19 protein-coding genes are annotated in these 24,245 nt (G+C 41.0%); 13 read left to right on the forward strand and 6 right to left on the reverse strand.

Translation table 11 applies throughout. The features are described from left to right. The first annotated feature begins 81 nt into the window (after positions 1 to 81). The 10 genes from T344_RS0101855 to T344_RS0101905 all read left to right on the forward strand — a co-directional run bounded on the left by T344_RS0101855 (position 82) and on the right by T344_RS0101905 (position 9,701). Positions 82 to 1,500 (forward strand): RsmF rRNA methyltransferase first C-terminal domain-containing protein, encoded by a 1,419-nt coding sequence (locus T344_RS0101855; RefSeq protein WP_027627307.1) that lies wholly within the window; start codon positions 82 to 84, stop codon positions 1,498 to 1,500. 43 nt (positions 1,501 to 1,543) lie between these two features. Continuing rightward, entirely contained in the window at positions 1,544 to 2,278 is a 735-nt protein-coding gene (locus T344_RS0101860; RefSeq protein WP_027627308.1) for a pseudouridine synthase, read from the forward strand. Positions 2,279 to 2,291: 13 nt separating this feature from the next. After that, on the forward strand, positions 2,292 to 3,461 hold the full coding sequence (locus tag T344_RS0101865; protein ID WP_027627309.1) for a class I SAM-dependent methyltransferase: 1,170 nt from the start codon (positions 2,292 to 2,294) through the stop codon (positions 3,459 to 3,461). 119 nt (positions 3,462 to 3,580) lie between these two features. Then, positions 3,581 to 3,907: a carbohydrate-binding protein gene (locus tag T344_RS0101870; RefSeq protein ID WP_027627310.1), complete on the forward strand. Its 327-nt coding sequence runs from the start codon at positions 3,581 to 3,583 to the stop codon at positions 3,905 to 3,907. 72 nt (positions 3,908 to 3,979) lie between these two features. After that, a complete protein-coding gene (locus T344_RS29545) occupies positions 3,980 to 5,275 on the forward strand; it encodes a polysaccharide deacetylase family protein (RefSeq protein WP_051571532.1) in 1,296 nt (431 codons plus the stop codon). 148 nt (positions 5,276 to 5,423) lie between these two features. Continuing rightward, entirely contained in the window at positions 5,424 to 6,671 is a 1,248-nt protein-coding gene (locus T344_RS0101885) for an adenosylhomocysteinase (RefSeq protein WP_027627311.1), read from the forward strand. Between the two features lie 11 nt (positions 6,672 to 6,682). Further along, positions 6,683 to 7,990 carry an amidohydrolase gene (locus tag T344_RS0101890; protein WP_084331053.1) on the forward strand — a complete coding sequence of 436 codons (1,308 nt, stop codon included), beginning with the start codon at positions 6,683 to 6,685 and terminating at the stop codon, positions 7,988 to 7,990. Positions 7,991 to 8,154: 164 nt separating this feature from the next. Beyond that, complete coding sequence (locus T344_RS0101895; RefSeq protein WP_027627313.1) at positions 8,155 to 8,472, forward strand: hypothetical protein; 318 nt, start codon at positions 8,155 to 8,157, stop codon at positions 8,470 to 8,472. Between the two features lie 141 nt (positions 8,473 to 8,613). Beyond that, on the forward strand, positions 8,614 to 9,063 hold the full coding sequence (locus T344_RS27370; protein ID WP_004629702.1) for a hypothetical protein: 450 nt from the start codon (positions 8,614 to 8,616) through the stop codon (positions 9,061 to 9,063). A 65-nt stretch (positions 9,064 to 9,128) separates the two neighbouring features. Further along, on the forward strand, positions 9,129 to 9,701 hold the full coding sequence (locus tag T344_RS0101905) for a 5-formyltetrahydrofolate cyclo-ligase (RefSeq protein ID WP_084331055.1): 573 nt from the start codon (positions 9,129 to 9,131) through the stop codon (positions 9,699 to 9,701). Positions 9,702 to 9,812: 111 nt separating this feature from the next. On the opposite strand, the gene T344_RS0101910 is transcribed toward T344_RS0101905, so the two are convergent. The 5 genes from T344_RS0101910 to T344_RS0101940 all read right to left on the reverse strand — a co-directional run bounded on the left by T344_RS0101910 (position 9,813) and on the right by T344_RS0101940 (position 18,368). Beyond that, a complete protein-coding gene (locus T344_RS0101910) occupies positions 9,813 to 12,155 on the reverse strand; it encodes a glycoside hydrolase family 9 protein (RefSeq protein ID WP_027627315.1) in 2,343 nt (780 codons plus the stop codon). 40 nt (positions 12,156 to 12,195) lie between these two features. After that, the gene (locus T344_RS0101915) at positions 12,196 to 13,926 is read right to left on the reverse strand and encodes a glycosyl hydrolase (RefSeq protein WP_027627316.1); all 1,731 of its coding nucleotides are present in this window, start codon (positions 13,924 to 13,926) and stop codon (positions 12,196 to 12,198) included. Positions 13,927 to 14,339: 413 nt separating this feature from the next. Further along, positions 14,340 to 15,455, reverse strand: coding sequence for a GerAB/ArcD/ProY family transporter (locus T344_RS0101925; protein ID WP_027627317.1), 1,116 nt, complete (start codon positions 15,453 to 15,455; stop codon positions 14,340 to 14,342). A 253-nt stretch (positions 15,456 to 15,708) separates the two neighbouring features. Next, positions 15,709 to 16,869: a Ger(x)C family spore germination protein gene (locus T344_RS0101935; RefSeq protein WP_027627319.1), complete on the reverse strand. Its 1,161-nt coding sequence runs from the start codon at positions 16,867 to 16,869 to the stop codon at positions 15,709 to 15,711. Continuing rightward, positions 16,866 to 18,368, reverse strand: coding sequence for a spore germination protein (locus T344_RS0101940; RefSeq protein ID WP_242842010.1), 1,503 nt, complete (start codon positions 18,366 to 18,368; stop codon positions 16,866 to 16,868). The genes T344_RS0101935 and T344_RS0101940 overlap by 4 nt, the downstream gene beginning before the upstream one ends. 360 nt (positions 18,369 to 18,728) lie before the next feature. Here T344_RS0101940 and T344_RS0101945 point away from each other — a divergent pair, with 360 nt between their 5' ends. Beyond that, the gene (locus T344_RS0101945) at positions 18,729 to 19,634 is read left to right on the forward strand and encodes a hypothetical protein (protein WP_027627321.1); all 906 of its coding nucleotides are present in this window, start codon (positions 18,729 to 18,731) and stop codon (positions 19,632 to 19,634) included. A gap of 177 nt (positions 19,635 to 19,811) precedes the next feature. Here T344_RS0101945 and T344_RS0101950 read toward each other — a convergent pair whose 3' ends face one another. Further along, a complete protein-coding gene (locus T344_RS0101950) occupies positions 19,812 to 22,388 on the reverse strand; it encodes a glycoside hydrolase family 44 protein (protein ID WP_027627322.1) in 2,577 nt (858 codons plus the stop codon). Positions 22,389 to 22,781: 393 nt separating this feature from the next. On the opposite strand from T344_RS0101950, the gene T344_RS0101960 reads away from it, so the two are divergent. After that, positions 22,782 to 23,195: a recombinase family protein gene (locus T344_RS0101960; RefSeq protein WP_027627323.1), complete on the forward strand. Its 414-nt coding sequence runs from the start codon at positions 22,782 to 22,784 to the stop codon at positions 23,193 to 23,195. Between the two features lie 336 nt (positions 23,196 to 23,531). Continuing rightward, a complete protein-coding gene (locus T344_RS0101965; protein WP_027627324.1) occupies positions 23,532 to 24,110 on the forward strand; it encodes a hypothetical protein in 579 nt (192 codons plus the stop codon). The last annotated feature ends 135 nt before the right edge of the window (positions 24,111 to 24,245 follow it).

Here is a 24,245-nt window from a genome sequence, read left to right on the forward strand (position 1 = left end):
AACTCCTGTATTAAGAGGGCTTTGCAAAAGATCTCTTTATTCAGGAGTTTATTCTAATTTACAGGAGTTTATTTTTAATATATGAAGCTGCCCGAAGAGTTTGTGAACAAAATGCAGGTACTGCTGGGTGAGGAATTCAACAGTTACCTTGAATCCTATAATAAGCCGAGATTTTACGGCTTGAGAGTAAATACGCTGAAAATTTCAGTGGACGAATTTCTAAAAATATCACCCTTTCACCTGGAACCCGTTCCATGGACCACCGATGGCTTTTATTACAGAGAAGGTGACAACCCGGGAAGACATCCGTATTATTATGCGGGACTGTATTATATACAGGAGCCCAGTGCCATGCTTCCGGGGGCTGTTATAGGTGTCAGACCCGGGGACAGGGTTTTGGATCTGTGTGCAGCGCCCGGCGGGAAATCGGTACAGATGGCTGCACAAATGAAAGGTCAGGGTCTGCTGGTTTCAAATGATATCAATGCCGAGAGAGTCAAGGCACTGGTAAAAAACATCGAACTTTGCGGAGTCAGGAATGCCGTTGTACTCAATGATACTCCCGACAAGCTTGCCAGAAACTTTGAAAGCTTCTTTGACAGGATCATGGTAGATGCTCCCTGCTCGGGTGAGGGTATGTTCCGGAAGGACGAGGATGCCGTTAAAAGCTGGGAAAAGTTCAAATGTGAAAAATGCAGCTGCATGCAGTGGGATATATTGCAGCAGGTGGACAAAATGCTGAAGCCGGGAGGAGTGATATTATATTCCACCTGTACCTTCTCCCCGGAAGAGGATGAGATAATGATAGAAAGGTTCATGGACCAACACCCGGGAGGCTATGAATTGCTGGAAATACCTAAAACCGGCGGCATAGAAGGCGGCCGCAGGGAGTGGTCGGCCGGGAAATACGATTTTTCAAAAGCTGCCAGGCTGTGGCCCCACAAGCTGAACGGAGAAGGTCATTTTGCCGCCATTATAAGGAAACTTGAGCACGGCATTAATGGAGACAATGATATTAATTCCCCGGCCCTCCAAAGGGATGGAAGCTGGGAAAAGGCATACCCCGTCAACAGCTTTGAGGGCTTGGGAAACTTTAACAGGGAACTGGCGGAGTTTATAAATAACAGTACAACCTTGAGCCTGAAAGGCCATGTGTTTCAGAAAGGGAACAATTTTTACCACCTGCCCCAAGCCTGTCCCGACCTGTCAGGCCTGAAGGTGGCTAAATTCGGGTGGTATCTTGGAGAGAACAGTCCGAAGGGTTTTGTTCCTTCACATTCTCTCGCAGTATCCATGAAAAGTGAGGAAATGAAAAGAAAAATCAACTTTGCTGCCGGGGACAGGGAGACAAACAGCTACCTGAAGGGCGAAACTTTAATTGATTCGGGTGAAAAGGGCTATACCGGTATTTGTGTTGACGGCTACACTCTGGGCTGGGCAAAGCAGACCGGGGACATGCTGAAAAACTTGTATCCCAAAGGCTGGAGAAAGATGGCGTGATAAAACATCATATGAGATATGTTATTTCAAGGAGGTTTGACTTTTGAAACAAAAGCAGAGACTGGACAAGGTGTTATCCAATTTTGGGTTTGGCTCACGTACTGAAATCAAGAGTGCCGTAAAAAACGGCCTGGTCAAGGTTGACGGTACTGTAGTCAAGGACAGCGGTTTGCATGTGGACCCTGCTGAGAGCACCATCCTGATGAACGGTGTAAAACTCCAGTACCGTAAATACATTTATCTCATGATGAACAAGCCCCGCGGAGTTATTTCTGCAACCACAGATACCAGGCAGAAAACAGTATTTGATATCCTGCCGGAGGAATACAAGTGCTTTGACTTGTTTCCAGCAGGCAGGCTGGATATAGACACGGAAGGGCTTGTTCTCATGACCAATGACGGTCAGCTTGCACACGAAATTCTGTCTCCCAAAAAACATGTTACAAAGCAGTACTATGCTCATGTACAGGGGCGGGTGGAGCAAGCCGACATTGAAGCCTTTGAAAGAGGAGTCACACTTGATGACGGATACAAAACCCTTCCGGCAAGGCTGGAAATACTCAGGTCGGATGAGATATCGGAAATCAGGCTGTCCATAGTGGAAGGTAAATTTCATCAGGTAAAGAGAATGTTTGAAGCTGTGGGAAAAAAAGTAATTTACCTGAAAAGGCTCAGCATGGGAAAGCTCAGGCTGGATGAAAATCTTGGCCTGGGGGAATGCAGGGAATTGACCGAAGAAGACGTTGAATTGCTGAGAACTCCTGTTCAAAAGCACTAATAGTGGAGGTAACATGAATAAACAAAGCATCTCAAAGCTGAGTCTGTTTTTAACGGGACTTGAGCAAAGAATAACCGAAAATGCGGATTTTTTTAAAAAGATAACAATCAGATTCAAGTCGGGAACAAAATTTTATGAGGCAGTCGTGACTTTAAAGGAAAACAGATTGTTTTTACAGTATAACGGCCGAAATGACAGGATGGAGATTTCCTGGCTGGGGGCCAGAATTGCAAAAATAGCCGAGCAGTACGAAGCAATGAATCTGATATATGAAGAGCGGGGCACGGCAATCCATATTGATGCCGATGACAGGGGCGTTAAGATGAAGACAAGGGACCAGGACGCTGCCGATGCCGGCAAAGGTCATAATGAAACCTCCCAGATAACCAACAGGGATTATTATATAAAGGTGGGACATGCCGATGCTGTTCTGAAGGCAATAGGCATACTTGGAGAAAATGGGAAGATAAAAAATGATATGATCAGGAAATACAACCAGATCGACCATTATATTGAACTGGTGGATGATATGCTTAGAAACCTGTGCGCCAGGTACGGAAAAATAAATGTTGTCGACTGCGGCTGCGGAAAATCCTATCTGTCCTTTGTATTAAACTACTATATAAAAGAAGTGCTGAAAAAGAACTGCCATTTTATCGGTCTTGATATTTCCAAAACAGTTATTGATGCTTCAAAAAAGATTGCAGAGCAGTTGGACTATAAGAATATGGATTTTAGAGTAACCGATATCCGAAACTATACCGCCGGAGAAGATATACATCTGGCAATAAGCCTGCATGCCTGTGATACTGCAACGGATGAGGCAATAGCTCTGGCTGTTAACAACAATGCGAAAGCAATTGTAATGGTTCCCTGCTGCCAGAAGGAGATACTGAGCCAATATTCTTTTGATATTCTTCAGAGTATAACCAGGCATGGGGTTTTAAAAGCAAGGCTGGCAGATGTGCTCACCGACGGAATCAGGCTGATGCTCCTTGAGGCAATGGGCTATAAGGTGTCCATCGTAGAATACGTATCCCCTCTCGAAACACCGAAAAATCTGATGATCAGAGCTGAAAAGACAGGCGGTGTGAACAAAGCCGTGATAGAAGAATACAAGCAATTGAAAAAACTTTTAGGGATCAGCCCCACTCTGGAAAAATTGATAATGCCCTATTTGTAATAAAATTACATTAATGTAAAATTGACCAAGTGCATTGTCCGTGGTATAATGTTAAAAATTTCATTCCAATGTGAAATTGCAATTATAACGGGTATAACATAAAGTACGGAGGTGGCAAAATGGCAATAAAATCATATGAGGAAAGTGGAGTAAGTCTATCGAAGAAAACCATATACGGCGGAGACAGGATTAAGATAACCTATAAGGGGTTACTTGCAGAGGCAGGGGCTGAAAGCATATACCTTCATTCCGGTTATGGCAGTGAATGGTCAGGCAGTACATATACTCCCATGCAAAAGGGAACTGACGGGTTTTCAACGGAAATACAAATTCTAGAGGGAAAAAGTCTGCAATTATGTTTTAAGGACCCGGCTGATAACTGGGATAACAACTCGGGAGAAAACTATGTATTCAAAATATCGGCCAGGCGTTCAAAAAAGGCTTAAAAGCAAAAAGGAGGTGCTTTTCCGGTATATCGTAGTATAATAGATATATAATTCTTTCCAAAGGGTACATACATGCTAAAAAAAATATTGCATAGACTCAACATATACGAGAAATATAACAGGCTGATTACAGAGGAAGGCAAAAGAATATTTATCCGTACCGTCTATACTTTATCCATATGCACTGTGGCTATAATACTGATATGGTACTGCGGCATTGTCAATATGGCTTCAAAGAACCAGATTGGGTTTATTCATGATGGATTTCTAAAAAATACCGTTCAGAGCTCAAATCAAAAAATAACCTTTTCTGCCAAAACAACGGGAGAGGAAGCTGCGGAAAACGGCTTACAGGCATCAGCCGATGATTTATCACCGGATACGGGTAAAAATACATCTGATGGCAATAAGACAGAAGCCCCACCTGTAAAAGAATCCGAAAACAAACAGGAGAATAAGCCTGAAAGCAAACCGGAAGACAAACAGGAGAGCAAGTCTGAAAACAAGCCCGGAAATAAACCAGCGGATAAGCCGGAGAACAAAACCGAAAGTAAGCCGGAAACAGGTAAGAATGATAAAAATACTCAAGTACAGCCTGAAAAAAACAAGGATACAGATAAAAACAGCAGCAACAAACAAGCTGAAAAAAAGCCCGATAAAAAGCCTGAGGTAAAGAACGATGATAAGGCTCAAACCGCAAAGAAAGCCAAGGTGGTGCAAAAAACCATCTTCAAGGGTGCAAAGACATCTTACGTGGCACTTACCTTTGATGACGGCTACAACGAAAAGACAATAATAAAAACTCTGGATGTTCTCAAAAAAAATAATATAAAGGCAACGTTTTTCATAATCGGAAGTGTGCTGGACGATTATCCCCAGGTGTGGAAAAGGGCCATAAATGAAGGACACCAGATATGCAACCACACTCTGAATCATGCCACACTGACAAAACTGTCCGATCAGCAGGTAAAAAACGAGATATTGGGCTGGGAGACCTGTGTGAAGAAGGTGCTGGGAGAAGAGTATTTGAATAGGATGAAAAGTGAATTCCCATACCTGAGACTGCCCGGCGGGAACGGAAACAAGGAGGACAGGATACTTTCCATCGCCCAGGACTGCGGCTATCAGGTAATCGGATGGAATCTTGAAACCTATAACAGTGTCATAAGCCGCATGAGGAAGAATTATTCTACAAATGAAATAGCAAAAAAGATCCAGCAGCACGTAGTTAATAATTGTACCGGCGGTTCCATCATACTTCTTCATTTTAACCAATATGACATAGCCAACATCGAGGAGATAGTTGCAGGCATCAAGAACAGAGGATACAGCATAGTGACAGTTACTGAATTATTGAGCAAGAAGTAGGATTTAAAGCTTACATACATACCCTATGCTAACAATGTACATTTTTAATAGAGGGTAAGAAAAATGAATAAAAATAAAATGTTGAAACAGGCTATAATGTGTCATATAATTTTAGTGGTAAACCAAACACAGATGGGGGATATTTATAATGAAAAGTGTTATACGTGATATTTCTTTGGCTGATAAGGGAAAACAAAAAATAGAATGGGTCAGAAGAAACATGCCCATCCTTAGAAGCCTGGAGGATGAATTCAGAGCAACAACACCGTTTAAAGGTGTCAGAGTAGTTGTATCTGTGCATCTTGAAGCTAAAACTGCGTACCTGGCAAAATTATTTGCAATTGGAGGCGGAGAAGTTTCTGTCACCGGAAGCAATCCCCTCTCAACACAGGACGACGTGGCTGCAGGTCTTGTGGCCGACGGATTGGATGTATACGCCTGGTATAACTCAACCAGGGAAGAGTATGAGGAACATCTCAATCTGGCACTTGGCTACAAGCCCAATATAATAATAGATGACGGCGGAGATCTTGTTAATCTCCTGCACACAACAAGAAAAGAACTTATACCTCATATTATGGGAGGCTGTGAAGAAACCACAACCGGTGTCCTGCGACTGAAAGCGATGGAAAAAGAGGGAGTGCTCAAATTCCCCATGATTGCGGTAAATAATGCAAACTGCAAATATCTTTTTGACAACAGATACGGTACCGGTCAATCTGTATGGGATGGTATCAACAGAACCACCAATCTCATAGTTGCCGGTAAAAATATAGTAGTTGCAGGCTATGGCTGGTGCGGCAAAGGTATTGCCATGAGGGCAAAGGGCTTCGGTGCAAATGTGATTGTTACCGAGATCGATCCTGTAAAAGCGGCAGAGGCCATAATGGATGGCTACAAAGTGATGAAAATGTCGGAAGCGGCCAAGGTCGGAGACCTGTTCATAACCGTTACCGGCTGCCGCGACGTAATAACGGAAGAACACTTCAAGAGCATGAAGGACGGGGCTATTCTATGCAATGCAGGCCACTTCGATGTGGAAGTATCGGTAGAACAGCTGGAGAAGATAGCTGTTGAAAAGCAGGAGCAGAGAAAAAACATAATGGGTTACAAATTGGACAACGGCAGGTGGATAAACCTTCTTGCCGAGGGAAGGCTTGTAAATCTTGCGGCAGGAGACGGGCATCCCGCTGAAATAATGGATATGAGCTTTGCTTTGCAGGCACTTTCCGCAAAATATATGCTTCACAACTTCCGTAAGCTGGGAAATAAGGTTATCGACGTGCCTGCTGAAATCGATAAGGCAGTGGCCGAAATGAAGCTGAAATCCTGGGGAGTTAAGATCGACAGGCTTTCGAAGGATCAGAAGAAATATCTTAACAGCTGGGCGGAATAAGCGAGGGAATGATGAATCTGGATTTATTAATAAAAAATGTTGATATAATTACCATGGATGACCAAAATTCGGTCATCCATAATGGTTTTATCGGAGTTTCAGACAGGAAGATCTGTTTTGCAGGCGAAAAACTCCCTGAAAATACTGGCTTCAAGAAGGAAATAGACGGAAAGGGCGGGCTTGCAATGCCCGGTCTGGTGAATGCCCACAGCCACAGTGCAATGACCCTGATGAGGAATTATGCGGATGATATTGCATTGGAGAGCTGGCTTTTCGATAATATCTTCCCTATAGAGGCAAAGCTTACGGACAGGGATGTATACTGGGGAACCATGCTGGGCATAGCTGAAATGCTGAAGTCGGGAGTTACTGCTTTTGCAGACATGTATATGTTTATGGATGAAGTGGCCCGGGCTGTGACCGAGACAGGAATAAAGGCAAATCTTTGCAAAAGTCCGGTTCAGTTCTTTGAAGGCGGAGAATTGAAACGCCTGGATAAGAGCCAGGGAACGGTGGATTACTACAATCGGTACCACAACAGTGCCGAGGGTCGTATAAAAGTATTTGTTGAAATTCATTCTACATACATGTTTAATGAACAAACTCTGAGAAATGCGGCTTCGCTTGCCAGACAGCTCAATACAGGCATCCATATCCACCTTTTGGAAACCACCGCGGAGGTTGAATCCAGCAAAAAAGACTATGGAATGACCTCAATAGAAATATGCGAAAAGACAGGAGTGCTGGATGTACCTGTTTTAGCGGCACACTGTGTGCACATGACCGACAGCGATCTGGAGATAATGAAAAGAAAGGGCTGCAGTATAGCCCATAATCCTTCCAGCAATCTGAAGCTGGGAAGCGGTATTGCAAGAGTTCCCGAGATGATCGGCATGGGTATTAACGTTTGCCTGGGTACCGACGGTGCTGCCAGCAACAATAACCTGAATATGTTTGAGGAAATAAATCTGGCGGCACTGCTTCACAAAGGTGTTGCCATGAACCCGCAGCTGATGAAGGCCGATACTGTGTTAAAAATGGGGACTTATAATGGCGCCCGGGCTATTGGCTTTGACGATACCGGAAAAATTTCAGAAGGTATGAAAGCGGATATAATACTTATAGATACCGACAAGCCTCATTTCTATCCCAAAAACAATCCGCTGTCAACTGCAGTTTATTCAGCCCAGGCATCGGATGTGGATACTGTCATAATTGATGGAAATATTATAATGCAGAATAGAGTATTCACCGGTATAGATGAGGAGAAAATCAAGTATGAAGTGCACTCCCTATCCAAAAGGTTATTGGGAAGGTAATCATTGATAGGTGACATAACGTATAAAAAATTATATAATTAAACCCTGACACCTGCGATTGTCGGGGTCTTTTTGTACTGTAACAATTTACATAAAGGGTTTTTAATCTCAACGTCAAATAGTATAATAGTTGGACAATTTTAAATGAGCATGGGGGAAATATAATGTCGGTAACATTGAGTTTGTGGTCAACCAAACAGGGGGAAATAAGAAGGTTTTTACATAGTTTTTATCAAAAGGATTATATAATGGAAGAGGATTCACGCCGATGGGTCAAAAAATTTTTTAACCCGATGGATTCAATAGATATGATAAGTGCCTTGATGGACAATTATGAATCCTTTGGTGTCACACTGTACATACATATGGAAAATGGTTATTTACATAAAATTACTGAAGAAAATTACGATGATGTTATAAAGGGCCTGATTGGGATTTATTATCTGCCTGTGAATTGTGAGTCGGGCCTGGAGATTTCGTAGCGGTCTGTAACATCTGAAATCAAATATTCCATCCATAAGCCGGATATGGTTAAAAATAGATAAATAGTCTTATTTCTATTTTGTCACATTATGGTATAATATCACTGATAAAGAGGATGATGGCTCATGGAGGTTAATCGGATGGAGCAGGAACATATACAGGAAGAATTGAGCGAAGTTAACGAAATTAACGTTAAAGATGTTAATGAAGTGAATGAACACCAAAAAATGCAAAATGTTTCAACTGTTTCACAGTCATATAATAACAGCCAGCAACAGCTTCTATGGGCGGACAGACAGGTGACGTCTCTCGAGAGACAGCTGCTTTTGAACAATTGTGCACCAGCTGCCGGCGGAAAGCTTATGAGTAATTGGGCAAAAGTATTTCTTTGCGCATTAGCTGTAATAATTCCAGGTATCGGTCAGATAATAGGTATAATAGCCGGCTTGATCATGGTTTCCAACGACAGTGATTCTGATAGAAGATCCTATGGAGCTGCATTGTTGACAGTCTCTTTGATAATCTTTGTAATGCAGTTAATCTTCTGGTTCATATTTGCATTGGCTGTGGGACCTGATTTTTATTATTAAAGCACGGGAGAAGCCGTTTCTGTTATATTTTTCGTTACCGGCAGGTATTTCAGGGGGGAGTTATTATGACAAAGAGTCAATTGAGAAAACAATACCTTGAATATAGAAACAATATGGACAAACAGGAATTGCCTGGCTGGTCCCGGTGTATAGCAGAAAAACTGAATGGGCTGCAGGCTGTAATTGAGGCTGAAAACATTATGTGTTTTGTCAGCTTTGGAAGTGAGGTTGACACCCATGGCTTGATAAAGGAATGGATTTTGCAGGGTAAAAATGTAAGTGTACCCCGTATAGAAAAATTCCCTGCCGGGGATAGTGTCATGCATGCTGTTAAAATTAAGGATTTTAGTGATCTGAAGACAAAAGGCAGCTATGGCATTATGGAACCTGAACTGAAAATTGACAGTATTGTTGCTCCGGCAGAGCTTGATGTGATAATAGTGCCGGGCAGCGCTTTTGATATTCAAAAAAACCGCATGGGCTATGGAGGCGGCTTCTATGACAGATATCTGGTGCGGACGTCATGCAATTGCAAAAAGATTGGGGTGTGTTATGACTTCCAGCTGCTGGAGCAAATACCTCACGAGGCTTACGACATACCGGTGGATTTGGTTGTCACTGAGAAGAGAACGGTATGACCGGACTAATTTTGCAAAAATGAAAATGAGAGCCGCCTCTCAATAGAATTTCAATTTCTATTTTAAGGCAGCTCTTTTCTTTGATTGACAATTTTGGATTGACAATACAATTTACAATTCAGACAGTCCTAACAGGTAGCTTCTCAGCCTGAGCAGATCCAATGCATCCACCGAACCGCTGGAATCCATATCCGCGGCCTTGAGGGCATCTCCCGTCAGGAGCTGGCTTCCCAGAAGGTGCATCTTTAGAAGTGTAAGATCCAGTGCGTTTACTTCCTTATCACCGTTCAAGTCACCTCTCATGATTGTTGCCGGCCCGGCAGGTTTGGTTCCGTCAGGCTCGGTACCGCCAGCCAGAACGCCGGAATCATAGACACAGATATTATCTGTTTTGACAGGGGTGCCTGTCCAGTTGCTGTCTTCAATTTTCAAGCCCTGATAGCTCCAGTCATCGGACGGATTCCAATAGTTCTGCCATGCATAGGTACCCAGTGCGAACTGGTACTTTTTGTTGGAGTTGGCTATGGAAAAACCATCCCAGGTCACTTCCACATAGTATATTTTATTTTCTCCCAGTTTGCTGCTGGTGTATTTATGGGGTCCCGAAAGTATGGCATTATAATTTGTTTCTGCAGCCGTCTGGTCGTATAACTCCCTCATTTCAATACTGTTTGGATCAAGGGAGGTCATTCCGGTTGCGTCAAAATAGTATCTTACCGAGATGTTTTTTGAAGTCTTTGGAGCATTGGAACGGACATAGAAGGTTACTTCGGTGGCTTTTGGGCCGTCGGACTGCACTATGTTCACACCGAAGGCTTCAACCCAGTATGAGGTTTCCTCCTCTTCACCGCCTGTTTCCTCAGGAGGGAAGTTGGGGGTTATCTGCATTGAAGAATCCCCGAAGAAGCGGTAAAGACCGGCACAGGCACCCACAAATGCCGCATTGTAGTCAATTGTTACTTCATTGTATACATAGTCCGATGTAACATCCTTGTGCTCATCCTTTGAACCGGGACCGCCCACCAATGCACCGTAAAGCACATGCTTGTGGGGCGCGGGATCTTCAGCCATGGAGGTGCCCGAAGCCGCCCTGTGATGGGGGTATTTCACCGATATATCGCTGTAGCCTACTATATAACAGCGGTTTAAAGGATTGTTGCCCATCAGGTAATCCATTTGTGATTTTGCCCACTGGCCGTATTTTGAGGGGGTATTGCCATGATGCTTGTCGTAAACCACGGCCAGCAGCTGGGTGGCAGTGTTGTATCTGGCAGAACCCCATTGATTGAGAAATGCATATCCGCCGGGGGTTATGGTTACGGTTTTGCCTGTCATCCAGCTGTCAAGAGTTTTGGCAATCTGTCCCCAGAAATTTATCTCCTCATAAGGACTCTTGTTTGTTGCGGTCCTATACCTATCTTCAAACACCTGACCGTTTTTGTCATATAAGTCGTCTATTTCGGCAATGATACATGCGGTGCCGGCCCAGACATCGTTCCAGCAGTGCGTCCAGGAGGGAGGGGCATAATAATCAAAATATTTGAAAACTTCGCTTAGATAATGATCTTCCTGTGTTGCCAGGTAAAGCCATGACCCTGCCCAGCAATAATCATCCTGCCACTTTGAAGAGGTGTAATAACCCTTGGGGCCGTCGGCATTACATGATTTGGTGGGGCATCTCTCGGCAAATTCAAACAGGGCCTTTGCATATTTAAGGCTTTTAGCCGCATATTGAGGGTCTTCATCCTTGAAATTCATATAGTTGACTGCAAGTGAAGCCGCTGCGGCAGACACACAGTCTGTGGAAGGCAGTTCTTCAGTGGCAAACCAGCCTCTTCTGAACATTTCGTCGTTCTCAGGCGCATTCCAGTAAGCGTGGTCTACGTCACCGTCCCCAACTTGGTAGCAGAAGGCTATTGCCTTGCCCGAATTATCCAGGTATGTACACTTCATGAAGTAATCATTAAAATATCTCAGGATTGTTTTGGCATGGGCGTCCTGGCCGGTGGCTTCATATTGCTCCCTGAATTCATAAAAGCCCCAGCCCAATGTAGAACCTGAATATGCCTCGGGCATACCGAATTTTACATGGTCGCCCGCATCGTGAAAGCCTCCTGATACATCAAGCTTTCCATCTCCGTCAGGATCAAGAATGCTTTTATTTTTGGTGATAAAGCTCTGTGACATATTTGTGTTGGTGGTATCAAGGGGAAGCTGTTCGTCATAGATATGGCAATCATCTCTCCATTTGTATTGGCTGTTTTCGCCGACGCCGGTGCCGCACATGTTTGCATCATAGAAATATTGGGAATACTGCAGTGCTTTTGCATAATTGTACTCCGCACCGGCAGCACTGACATTCATATTTGCGGCAGGGAAGACCAATGCTGTCAGAATTACGGCACTTATGGCCGAACAGCCTGCTCTCCTTAAGAAATTAAGTTTCTTATTCATAATGGTTATTCCTTTCGAAATCAACTTATTTTATGATTTATCAGATTACCTGCTTGTTTACTGGAAATACCGATATTTGCCCGAGCAAATACTGCTTGATGAGGGCGAGATCCAATGCATCGGTTGAGCCGTTGCCGTCCAGGTCAGCAGCTTTGATCCCCTGGTTGTTATCCAGGATGCATTTCTTCATCAAAGCCAGATCCAATGAATCAATTGACTTGTCTGAGTTCAGGTCGCCGTATAAAATATCCTGGCCGTCAGGTACCGGATATGTTTTCAGGTCGGGAAGCTCATCGAGGGTAATGCAGTATTCGCTTTTATATATTTCGGTAAGCCAGCTGACAGGATTGTTCTGCTCTCCTGTGAGATACCAGCCGTACCATGGACAGAAATACAGCCAGGCGGCTTTTTCATTTATTAAGTTTGAGACCTGCGGGATGGTATCATTTTCGCTCATTGTAACCAGCTTTTTACCGCCTGTGGACTTTACGAGATTGTAGAAGGTTGAGGTTATGGCACTTCCGTTGGGCAGTCCGTCCTTGGCATTGTACTTGTCATAGCCCACCATGTCTACCACATCATCGCCTGGATACCATTGGGGTGACGTTTCATAGGTATAGGAGGTCCACACCCATATGAGATTATTCAGCCCGTATTCGTTTGTGAATTTATCATATAGAAGTCTGTAGAGCTTTACACAATTCTGGGGACCTTCGGCACCCCACCAGAACCATGCGCCCTCTGCTTCATGGAGAGGTCTGAAAAGTACGGGAACTCCCGCGTCCTGAAGCTGCTTGAATTTTCCTGCCATGACTTTTATATCATCCAGCAGCGCAGTATTTTCTGCAGTTCCCGGAGTCAGGGCTTTTGATATGCTGAAAGTGGTACTGTCGGTATAAAAGCTGTTGTCGGCTTTCTTCCCGATATTCCCCGGTGAGAACCAATGCCAGCAGACAGTTGGGATTCCGCCCTTGTTGTTGTACCAGTCAATAACCCGTTCGGCGCAGAGATCATCCCAGAGCAAGCCGTTTCCGCGGTAGTTCATGAAATCAAAACCCCTTACAGCGGGCAGCTTTCCGGTTTTCTCCCTTATGTAGGTGAATTCGGCCTCGGAACCGTCGTAGTTGTGAGAACCGCACAGTTCCTGCTGGCCTGAGAGGATATGTTTACCATAAACATCAACAAGATAGCTCATGAGAGCTTTGGCTTCCTTGGTAGCTTTGGGATTTACCAGTTTTTTTTCAACCTTGAGGCCGGTGATGCTTTCATCGGCGGGTTTTACCACAAGGTAATCAAAGAAGGTATAACCCCAATAGCTTTCAAATTCAATATTGTTGGTACCCTGATTAAGTTTGACAATTCCTGCCGACATCTCCTTCCAGGTGAGTGTGTAAGGAAAACTTACCTCACCCTGGTTGGAGTGGTTAACATTGAGATATTGTACCTTTTTGGTCTTGTCATAGGGCTGGGCATAGCGGACAATCAATTCATACAGCCCGGCCTTGTCAATCTCAACATTGACAGAAGTACTTGTACCCTTCTGGGCGATAAAGGTGCAGGTTGCCCCGGTAAGATCGATTGTCTGGCCGTCTTCGGTTTTTCCCACATAGTCGGTATGAATTTCGGCATTGTTTTGAATACCGTTTTCAAATTCATACCTGACACCCTCCGGAGGTATGGAAACTGCCGCGACTTTGATGAATGGCACCGCAGGTATCAATAACGCTAGTGCCAATACTAAGAAAACATATTTCACTGTTTTCCTACCCATAAAAACGCCTCCTTTTTAAAATTAAAGTAGTATGCCGCAGTATTTATTCATTTTACATAAATGTAATAAAATACTTATAAATACATAATATTACATTCTATTCCAAAATACAATTGATTTATTATCACATTATATTTATTAAATGTATTTATTAAAGGATATTTAAGGGACAAATTTTAATATCTTGATACAGCGAATATAATTTATATAGATTGATGCAGGTAGTGAAAAGAGGTTATGTACATGCCAAAAGTTAAACCAAAACGCATCATAAGTGTTTATAAGGGAAAAATTGAAGTAAAAGACCTGATATTCAAAATAATATCGCTGACAGCAAGGAGATAGCCGACAGAAACAAAAGCAAGCCGGTAAAAACATTCTTTACCGGCTTGAAAAAACCAACTCAAGTATAATTAGGAATCCTCTGCGGGATCAGGTAAACTTTTTCTTTTTATAAAAAACTTTTTTATTTCAAAAAATAGTAAGGTAATAACGGGTAAAATGACCTCGAATGGAAAAGCGTAATATTTATAGATATTGTTGGCCCAATCGAACATTTCAGACGTATTTCTGTAGAATATGACTGATAAAAGCAGCATGGAGAGCCCGAGTATCCCCACTACCTGTCTGTAATTCTTAAGCCCGAACAGATTTGCTACTCCAAGGCAGGAACTGTATAAACATACATTAATTTTAATGAAGCCCGCAAAAAGGAAAACCATTGCAACCGTTATTTCAATTCTCTCCAGGAAGTCGCCGATATTAACCAGCCGTACTGAAGAATAGGTCGGAAAGAACTCAATTGATATATTCGGCACTCCCAATGAGAGAAGTGTCCGCACAGATACCAGCACTATGAACAGGCCGCTTATCAGCAGATTTAAAAAGTAAACCTTATAAACACTGGCTTTAGAATTAAGTTGATTAAAAAAGGCCAGAAAAATTACAGTCTCTGAAAGAGGAAATGCGAATACTGAAAATGCACTGGCTATTACAGGCTTAATTCCATAAAAAAGTATGGGTTTGAAGTTTTCAAAATTCAATATGGGTGCGAAGAGGAAGGTAACCGCCAAAATTACGATAATAGTGATTGGAAATATAATGGCGGTCCACCTGCAGATGACTTCAATACCTGCCTTTACGGCCCAGATGCACAAAAAAATCATAAATAAACCGACAATGCTCTGCGGAGTTTGAGGCAATGAAACACTTACAATGAACTCGGTAAAATTTCTAATTACAAGTGACCCAAGGTGAAAAGAGTACCAGATAAAAAGAACTGACAGGAGTTTTCCTGCCACTTTTCCAAATACCGTCTCAAAAATTTCATATATGTTCTTAGCTGGGTAGAGCTTTTGAATCTTGCAACAAATCAATATTATAGGAACTTCCAAAAGCATTGAAATTAAAATTGCTATCCAGACATCATTTTTTGCAGTTCCTCCTGCTCCAAGCACAAGCGTACTGCCCAGTGTAAACATGATCATTACAGCTAATCCCTGTTTTTGAGTAATCAGTTCTTTTTCCATATTACCATTCCTTTCTTTACAACTTAAAGGATAAATCATCCCAGGCTCCATATAAGACTGATTAATTTCTTCAAGGGCTCAGAGGGACTGGGGATACTTATTCCAATTGCAATCAACAGAAACATAATAAATATAAGTATCGTCAATGAGGAAAAAAGCGAAAAAAGCAGCCACCTCTTTTCCCTGTACATCTGGACAAGGTCTCTTATATAGAAAGCAAGAACAATTGTGAACAATAGTAAAAAAGTCAAGTTCAGTCCCCCATCATAATCGGGTTTGAAAGCAATCCGGCATGTTTGATTCTAACCTCTGCATTTGCCTTCACCTGTACATTTTTAAAAAGATCATCCCAATCAGGCTTAATTTTCTTCCACAATTCCGGCATATCCTGCTTTACTTTCAGTCCGAAGCCAAATATGTCGATATCATACCCGGATTGTACTGCCTTTATAACTCTTTCAACATTCTGCTTTAACACAGTCTGGGCTTGTTTTTCCAATTTCTCAATTTCAGATTGGCTGGTAAATTTGATTTTATTGTCATCAATTTCACCCAAAGTAGTTTTGGTTTTGATACTGATCTCAAAAGAAAGTTTACCCTTTGAATATACAGGTTTTACATACGTTTTATTACTGTCTATATCCAGGGTAAAATTACCGGCATTACTACTGTTTTGTGTTTTATTAACAACTAAAAGGCCGCCTTTAATTTTGTCCATTACAAAAAGATAATATTTAGTATCATCTTCATCGAACATGTATTGAAGCTTATCCTGTTTGAAAACTGCGGTCCCTGCCAATTGGGATGTCGCTTCCCCGGAATTCTGAGTCAGGCCTACAACCGGGAGCACTGCAGAAATACCTTCATCTCCCAGAGCATTTATAAACTGATAAATCTCAACCTTTGGCGATTTGGACAGTTTTTTTTGATCATCAAGCATCTTATTTATTTCATAAGTACGAATCTCGGTGGAAATGCTCTGTGAATCAAGTATCTTCTCAGCCGTATCTTCATTGGAAATCAGAATATCTATCGATAATCTGGGTTCGGCATCCCTGCTTAAGAAATCAATAATCGGCAATATGCCTTCCTTTGCAACATCCTTGCTTATTATAATGATCTCAGCATGTCCCCAATATAATTTCTGAGAGCTGATCTTGATTGAGTTGCGTATGGCATCGAAAACTGAGTCACCATAGCTTTCCAATTTCTTTGAGTGAACAGGTGCTTCTTTTCCTCCGCCTTTCAGGTCAATAATTTCAATACTTAATTTGTATTTGCCGTCAGGGGTTTTATCAACTGCCGCTCCCGACACTATGGACATCAGGTTGATTTCCCTGTAGTCCCAGCATCCGGTGCAAAAAATTGAAAGTACAGTAATGACTAATAGAGAACCTAATAATCTTCTTATCATTTTTTCTCTTTTCCTTTTGATTGTCGTAGCTTGTTATTTTGTGACAGCAATTTAGGTCTGTAATTCATATACCATAATGGTGCCCTTATTAAAGTATCCTTCAGGTCTTTCGGCTCCATTGAGGTCAAATATAGTAAATATGGTACTCCAAAGGATCGGATTTCACAAAGGTGTAACATGGCACCTGTAATTCCAAAAATAAGACCATAAAAACCCATAAATGCGGACAAAGCTAAAAATACAACTCTTAAAATCAACGCCGGCCCTTGTATTTTCGGAATCATAAGACTGGTGATTCCGGAGATGGCAACTACAATGACAATCGGAGCACTTACTATTTTTGCCTCAACAGATGCCTGGCCCAACACCAATGCGCCGACTATGCTCAGAGCCTGACCGATATTTGTTGGCATTCGGGTACCGGTTTCTATCAATATTTCGAAAACCATTAGAAGAAGAAATGTCTCAACAATAGTGGGAAAAGGCACACCCTGCCTGGCAGCGGATATACTGATGAGCAAAGGGGTAGGTATCATCTCCTGGTGGAATGTCATAAGTGCTACATAAACTGCCGGTACACATATGGTAAGAATAAAACCAAGTATCCGGAGCATCCTGCTGACTGAGGAGAAGTAAAAATTAATATAATAATCTTCATTTGCCTGAAAATATTCAAGAAACAGGTATGGAACAGTAAGAGCAACAGGAGTTCCGTCTACTATTACAGCTATTCTGCCCTCCAATATTTTTCCCACTACAATATCGGGCCTTTCTGTGCTTCCTACAGTTCTGAACGGAGATAACGGTGCATCTTTCATTAAATCAGAAATATATCCGGAGGCTAATATGCTGTCTATTTTAATGCTGTTTATTCTGTCTTCCAATTCTTTAAGAATTTTCGGATTGACAATACTGTTCATATAACAGAGACAAATCCTTGTCCTGGATTTGACACCCACAGTCATAAACCTGAATTTGAGATCAGTGGTTTCCAGTCTTTTGCGCAACAGGGACAAGTTGGTCATTATTTGTTCCGTAAATCCTTCCCTGGGACCTCTTACTACCTTTTCAGCCTCCGGTTCCTCAATGGCTCTGCCTTTGACTCCAATAGAACCGATAATCAACGCCTCTGATGAACCCTCCAGTAATAATACCGTATTCCCTTTGAGTATCGAATGTGTTAAAGTGTTTATATCAGGACTTTTCTGTATATGACCGGCATTTATTACCATATTTTGTAATTGCACTATAGTATCACCGCTGCTTTTCAAACTGTCATTCTGTAAAACAGGGCGGAGTATATTATCATTAATAATTGAGGTATCAACCATTTCTTCCATAAATAACACGCTGCATTTTATTGATTTGTTATACTGACTTTCGATATTTCTGACAATGAAGGTATCTTCATCACAGAAAATACTCATAAAAAGTTCAATGTTTTTTGAAAGCGATGAGTTGATATTACCTTCTACGGATTGATGGTCCGGGTATGTCAAACACTCACTCTTACTCTTGTTTTTATCCTTATGTTTATTCCAGAATACCAATTTGATCACCGCTGATAATAATTTTTTATTATTGTGTGCAACTTATTTTAGCTTATGCAGGCATGCTGATTCTGACCTGAATATTAGCATTACTAACTATCTTCTTTTCATTCCCATCTTATTTACTTATATTTTAATCGAGCATATCAATCTCAAGAACACTTTTTACAAATACATGATTTTATATTTTTTACCATTATTGTATAATTTTTGTTTAAGATATGGTATAATTTTGACAAATAGTTTGACAATTACCATTTGGGTTTTAAACATTTTTGTAAAATAAAAATTGAAAAGGAGGCTCTTAAAATGAAAATTGTAACAAAAAGATTATGGGTTTTTGCAATTTTATTTGCAATAATGTGTAATTTAAGTTTTGCTGCTTCGGCAGCAGCGTATCAGTCAACATCAGCTACATATGATATCTATGATCTGGTCCGCAGCGCGGCTAAGTCTGGAGGATGTTCTCAAATGGTCCCGCAAGGAATTACTTTTGCAAGTGATTACCTGTTGATTTCTGCGTATTGCGGAGACGAAACCGGTACTCATAATTCGGTTATATATGTATTTAATGAGAGTGATAAATCTTATTATGGTACAATCAAGTTACCCGGTACCGCGCATGTAGGCGGAGTTGCTTATGACTGCAGTACAAGTGGCAACATATGGGTTTCAAATGGGAATTCTGTCGGATGTTTTAAATATTCAAAACTGGCAGATTGCAAAGGTAAAGTTTTAAGTGTTACATATAATAGAGTAGCAGATTTGAGCTATTCTGCTTCAACAATGTGTTATGATGCTGTGAATGATTATCTTTGGATTGCACAATTCAGCGAAACTGACTCTGAAAAATCATTTGCACGCTGCTATGCGGTAAACAACAAGACAACAACCAGCCCGACACTGCCGTATCAGTTTCAGATTTCAGTTCCACTGAAAACACAGGGTATTTCAGTCAGAGGAAATAGAATGATGATTTCATCGTCTTATGGAAGGACAAAGGATTCCCAGTTGTACTCATATACCTGGGATCAGAGTAAAAAGGTAAATACTCTTAAAAGTACCACAACACTTCCTCCCTTATCGGAAGGTGTTGTAATGGGTACGACTTACGCATATGTTGTATATGAATCTGTATCACCTGTGTACTACGATACTTGTACCAGCCCTGTGCGATATTTTGCAGCTTATGATATAACAAAATTTGGGATATGATTTTTTTAAATGACAAAATGAATTTGAAAAGCAAGAGGGGCATTATCTCAACAATAATGCCCCTTATTTTATTCTCTCATATTATATCTTTTTATATCTTTAGTACTTGGTTATTCAAACAACAATGAATTGGCATTTAGGGTATTTGATTTTGCCACTTTTTTTCGTAAAAACCAATTACCAGTCAATGGAATCAACATACATTGTAAAATTACCTTGCTCAGAGGTTTCAACCTGAATGCCGAACTGGCACTGCGTCAAATTTACATCCGATGTAAGAGAACGGGTGACTACAAACTCGTTCCATTCACCCTTCTTTACCATGTCATAGCTCTTCCAGGCAGAAAACCATTCTGTTGTAGTCCATGAAGGATCGTGAGGCATGACAAATGGTTGAATTGTTTTTATTGGAGCGTCTGCAGGTATCCAGACTCTGAAGGTCATGGTTTGTCCGGGGTCAATTACCGGTACACTGCTATTTACTACAGCATCCAGCTTTCCGTCTGCTGTGGAGGTTGCCTCCCATTTAAGCGCTTTATTTCCCTGGAAGGCTTTATCTGATGTGACAGATAGGACTGATGCAGTACTGCTGGAGACAAAACCGTTAAGAGTTCCGTCCTCAAAATTAATATTAGAATTGTCACCAGTAGCAGTTGAAATGGATACGGAATCTGTTGCCGAGGCTGACAGGCCTTTGTCATCAATAACTGTCAACCTTACGGTATAGGTTCCGGGAGCCTTGTACTTGTGAATAATCTTTGCCCCAGTACCTTCGGAACCGTCACCGAAATCCCATGAGTAAATAGAAATATTTCCGTCAGGATCGATTGAAGCTGTGGCATCGAAACTAATATTATCCCCTGTAAAGGCTTCCTTTGGTGATACACTTATAGCCGCTACAGGCGGTTTATTTTCTGAAGTATAAGGCAGACTGTGTATTATATTAAGCAAATACTGTTTCATAATGCTGAAATCCACTGCGTCCACAGTCTTGTCCAGATTTAAATCCAGGGCTTTGTTATATTCAATATCAGGGTTCATTAACAGCTTTTTAAAATAAGAAAAATCCAAAGCGTCAACTGATCCGTCATTGTTAGCATCACCATACAGTATCGGAGCAGCATCAGAATCGAGAACAATATGGCATACCGTCAATGCAGGGATCGTGTAAGTTAATTTATTGCTGTTAATAGCTTCTATAGGGGCTTTTTCAGTAATATTAGCACTGCTTCTGTCAAATGACCATACCCTTCCTGCAGTGTAATTCTTACTGCTGTTAATATCGAAATTTACTGTCATCGGACTGTCATAATTTTTATTTATTAAAATAACATGTAATTTTGAGTCGTCATTTTCATCAACTGATGCGTAAACCGAACTGTTTTCAACATCCGAGGTTTCTGCTTTTACCTTTGTATTACCATATGCCGCACCATTTCCGTCATAGTTGGTATACATATTTATGCCGGCTGCCGTGTAGCTTCCGCCGCCCCATACCGTGGCAAGGTATACACCGTATTTTCCCATTATACCCAGAACATCGGCTTGGGCTATACCTCCGGTTATATGGTTGTCCGCGCCATATGAATACTCGGTGAATGCAAGCTTTGTTCCGGGATTGTATTGGTCAATTGAAGCCTGTACCTTCGGCAGCAAAGGCAGCCTGGAGCTGAAATACTGTGCAATCCAGCTATTTTCTGTATATGTAGGGTCCCATAATGTTCTTGGCGCCTGAAGACGTGCTTTGTTGCACTCAATATTTGAGGGGTCTTCATTAAAGCAAATTCTCTGTCCGCCGCCTTGGGCTTCCGGATACCAATGCAGGTCGAGTGTGTCAATCAGTCTGGTACCTTGCTGGGTTGAGGCCTTTTTCATGCTGTCAAGATAATAATCCAGGAACCATGCATAGTTTCCTTTAACATCTGCCCAATCAGTTGCGGTCTGGAAGTCGTTATATTCTGAAAATCCATATGCCACCAGGCCAAAGGTTTCGGCATTCGGGTCGATGCTTTTAACCGCCTTTGCAAGGTTGATGTTTTTGTCAACCAGCTCGGCACAGGTGGGTTTCTCCGGGTGAATTCTAGGATGTGTGCTGGACCAGAGAGCTGGTTCGTTGTCTATGGCATATCCTTTTATACCGGTAGGTGTCGATGCACGTCCATACTTATTTACAAGGAAATTGACGAATTCATCCATATAAACGTAATTGTCGGTTGTATCAGGAGTAAGAGACAGAGGTGCATCCTTTTTAAATTTAACCTCTTTCCATCTGCTGGATGGTGCTGTATCGCCGGCTGTTACCGTACCGTTGGCATCCGCAGAAACATAGCCTGCAGCCTGCAGAGTAACCAATGAGTATTTTTCACCGGCTGTAAGGTTTTTGTCCTGAAAATCGGATACAACTACACCTGGTTCACTCCATCTGTCTGTTGGGATATTATTGTTTGTCAGCAAATAGGTATCATTGGAATGCTGCCAGTCACTTCCCGCACTTGAGTAGTTGTTTTCCCAGTTGTAGCCTGTCGTCCTGTTACCGCCGAATCTTTTCGAGGTCAATTTTGCATTGTTAAATTCCCAGTTTCCACCATAAATATAAGGGCTGATAACAGCTCTTTCCGCTGTTGTGTCAATACTTACGTTTATCGTGCCGTTGGTATCGGCGGATGCGCTGCCTGCCGGAATTAAAGCTGTCAGCAGCAATGAAAAGCCGACAACCCATGCTCTGAGCCTTATTCTCATATTTACATTCACCATTTACTTTACACTCCTTCTGTTTTGATTTTGCGCATTTTTCTGATGCCGGATATGGAATATTCAAACAGCACAACCCCCCCTTTTTCTTTTACATATTTACCCAACACAGTCAATGCTGAACTAAAAATTGTCATATTAGGAAAAATTAGCATATTTAATTAGATTTTAACATATTTTAAAAGGAATAAATTGTAATATTTTCTGTTTTTTACATTATTTATGAAATTGGTGAGATTAGATAAATAATTTAGAAGGATAAACTAATACGCTAATTTATTTAGGACAAATTTTAATATTCAGTGAATGTGAATATAAATGAAATAGAAGTCAGCTCCTGATTTAAAGATGCTATGAAAGAAATTTCAACAAATGCAGCAAGGAGGTAACAGGGCAATGCTGGGATTCAACAAGCCTGATATCAATTATCACATAGGAATATATGTTCGGCAGAGCAGAGATGAAAATGAAGAAAATCTTGAAACAATTGAAACTCAAAAAAAACTATTGGTTGATTATGTAAAAAGAAATAATCTGGGGACAATATACAAAACGTATGTCGATGATAATGTGTCTGGGTCAGGCTTTGAGAGAGATGCTCTGGAAGAGCTGAAAAAGGATGTGTTGTCCTGCAACATTAATCTGATAGTACTGAAGGATTTATCAAGACTGGGAAGGAATAATGCCAAAACATTACTTTTTCTTGACTTTCTTGAGGAGTACGGTGTGCGTGTAATAACCTCCGACGGGAGATATGACAGTTTGAAGGATAATGAAACGGTGGGTATTGATACGTGGTATAACGAGTGATATGTATAATCATAGACATATTACTTGTTATACCACTAAATGTTTTTTATATTTGCCGCAGCATTTTTCAATTTGAGCCTATCTATACTTTTGAATATCCGGTATTTGCAATTTTTATAAAGTTACGGCTTTTCTGTCTGTCAACAAATTACCTTAATGTTACAAATAAGGTAATTTGTTGACGATGAATATTTAAATAGTTTATAATGTAAAAGGTACTAAAGTTTGTAAATACACGTTATTGGACTTTAGTATTTTAAAACACATGAATTGTTTAATAATATTGACATCAATAAAAATTATCTCTGCTAATTTCAGAACAACAAGAGGTGTAGTATGAAATTAAAGTCAGGTTTATTAATAATTATAGCTATTATTACATTATTTAGCTCAAGTTGCTCCAATAATTCTGAGAATTTATCAACCTCAACAAGTAGTAATGAAATCACAATCCTCTCAAATTATGAAACTTTGTCTGTTACTTATACTGGATATGAAGAAAGTTACAGGTTTGTAAGCAAATCTGCTCCGGTTTTATGGATGCCTGATGACAGCAGTCTCAAAGTTTGTGATCTTAACGATACCTTGGTAGAAGTAATATTTGCAGGCTATACCACTTACGATACTACGTGGTTGTTTGTAGTTTTTAGAACGTATGATACACCTACAAATAATCGAGGATGGATACGCGAATCAAATACTGAAAAATATACAAAAGAGAACCAAAAGCTTATAAAAGATATCATTATCCCTAAAGGAACCCTGGGAGTTGATAAAAATGAAAACTATGTTGAAAGCTACGATCAGTTTGGATTTATTGAAAAACAAGAGGAAGATAAAGTACTTATAATGTTTGCCGGTGGAAAAGAAGCCTGGTATTATAAAAAAGACATAAAGTACCCGCCTTTGGATTGATAGGGGTTTAATAAAAGGTTTAGTTATCACAGTAAAAATGATTTAAACTTAAAATAAAGGATAAATCTTTATATCAAAATTATCATTTCTACAATCTTTACCTTTCAAGTATTCAACCTTTTCAAGAACACTTTT

The sequence above is a fragment of the Ruminiclostridium cellobioparum DSM 1351 = ATCC 15832 genome (assembly GCF_000621505.1).
Taxonomy (GTDB): Bacteria; Bacillota; Clostridia; order Acetivibrionales; family DSM-1351; genus Ruminiclostridium; species Ruminiclostridium cellobioparum.

What these genes read in the sequence shown, in the direction of transcription:
- T344_RS0101855 (WP_027627307.1), top strand. Translation starts at nt 82, where the DNA reads ATGAAGCTGCCCGAAGAGTTTGTGAACAAAATGCAGGTACTGCTGGGT.
- T344_RS0101865 (WP_027627309.1), top strand. Translation starts at nt 2,292, where the DNA reads ATGAATAAACAAAGCATCTCAAAGCTGAGTCTGTTTTTAACGGGACTT.
- T344_RS0101870 (WP_027627310.1), top strand. Translation starts at nt 3,581, where the DNA reads ATGGCAATAAAATCATATGAGGAAAGTGGAGTAAGTCTATCGAAGAAA.
- T344_RS29545 (WP_051571532.1), top strand. Translation starts at nt 3,980, where the DNA reads ATGCTAAAAAAAATATTGCATAGACTCAACATATACGAGAAATATAAC.
- T344_RS0101885 (WP_027627311.1), top strand. Translation starts at nt 5,424, where the DNA reads ATGAAAAGTGTTATACGTGATATTTCTTTGGCTGATAAGGGAAAACAA.
- T344_RS0101890 (WP_084331053.1), top strand. Translation starts at nt 6,683, where the DNA reads ATGAATCTGGATTTATTAATAAAAAATGTTGATATAATTACCATGGAT.
- T344_RS0101895 (WP_027627313.1), top strand. Translation starts at nt 8,155, where the DNA reads ATGTCGGTAACATTGAGTTTGTGGTCAACCAAACAGGGGGAAATAAGA.
- T344_RS27370 (WP_004629702.1), top strand. Translation starts at nt 8,614, where the DNA reads ATGGAGCAGGAACATATACAGGAAGAATTGAGCGAAGTTAACGAAATT.
- T344_RS0101905 (WP_084331055.1), top strand. Translation starts at nt 9,129, where the DNA reads ATGACAAAGAGTCAATTGAGAAAACAATACCTTGAATATAGAAACAAT.
- T344_RS0101910 (WP_027627315.1), bottom strand. Translation starts at nt 12,155, where the DNA reads ATGAATAAGAAACTTAATTTCTTAAGGAGAGCAGGCTGTTCGGCCATA.
- T344_RS0101915 (WP_027627316.1), bottom strand. Translation starts at nt 13,926, where the DNA reads ATGGGTAGGAAAACAGTGAAATATGTTTTCTTAGTATTGGCACTAGCG.
- T344_RS0101925 (WP_027627317.1), bottom strand. Translation starts at nt 15,455, where the DNA reads ATGGAAAAAGAACTGATTACTCAAAAACAGGGATTAGCTGTAATGATC.
- T344_RS0101935 (WP_027627319.1), bottom strand. Translation starts at nt 16,869, where the DNA reads ATGATAAGAAGATTATTAGGTTCTCTATTAGTCATTACTGTACTTTCA.
- T344_RS0101945 (WP_027627321.1), top strand. Translation starts at nt 18,729, where the DNA reads ATGAAAATTGTAACAAAAAGATTATGGGTTTTTGCAATTTTATTTGCA.
- T344_RS0101950 (WP_027627322.1), bottom strand. Translation starts at nt 22,388, where the DNA reads ATGGTGAATGTAAATATGAGAATAAGGCTCAGAGCATGGGTTGTCGGC.
- T344_RS0101960 (WP_027627323.1), top strand. Translation starts at nt 22,782, where the DNA reads ATGCTGGGATTCAACAAGCCTGATATCAATTATCACATAGGAATATAT.
- T344_RS0101965 (WP_027627324.1), top strand. Translation starts at nt 23,532, where the DNA reads ATGAAATTAAAGTCAGGTTTATTAATAATTATAGCTATTATTACATTA.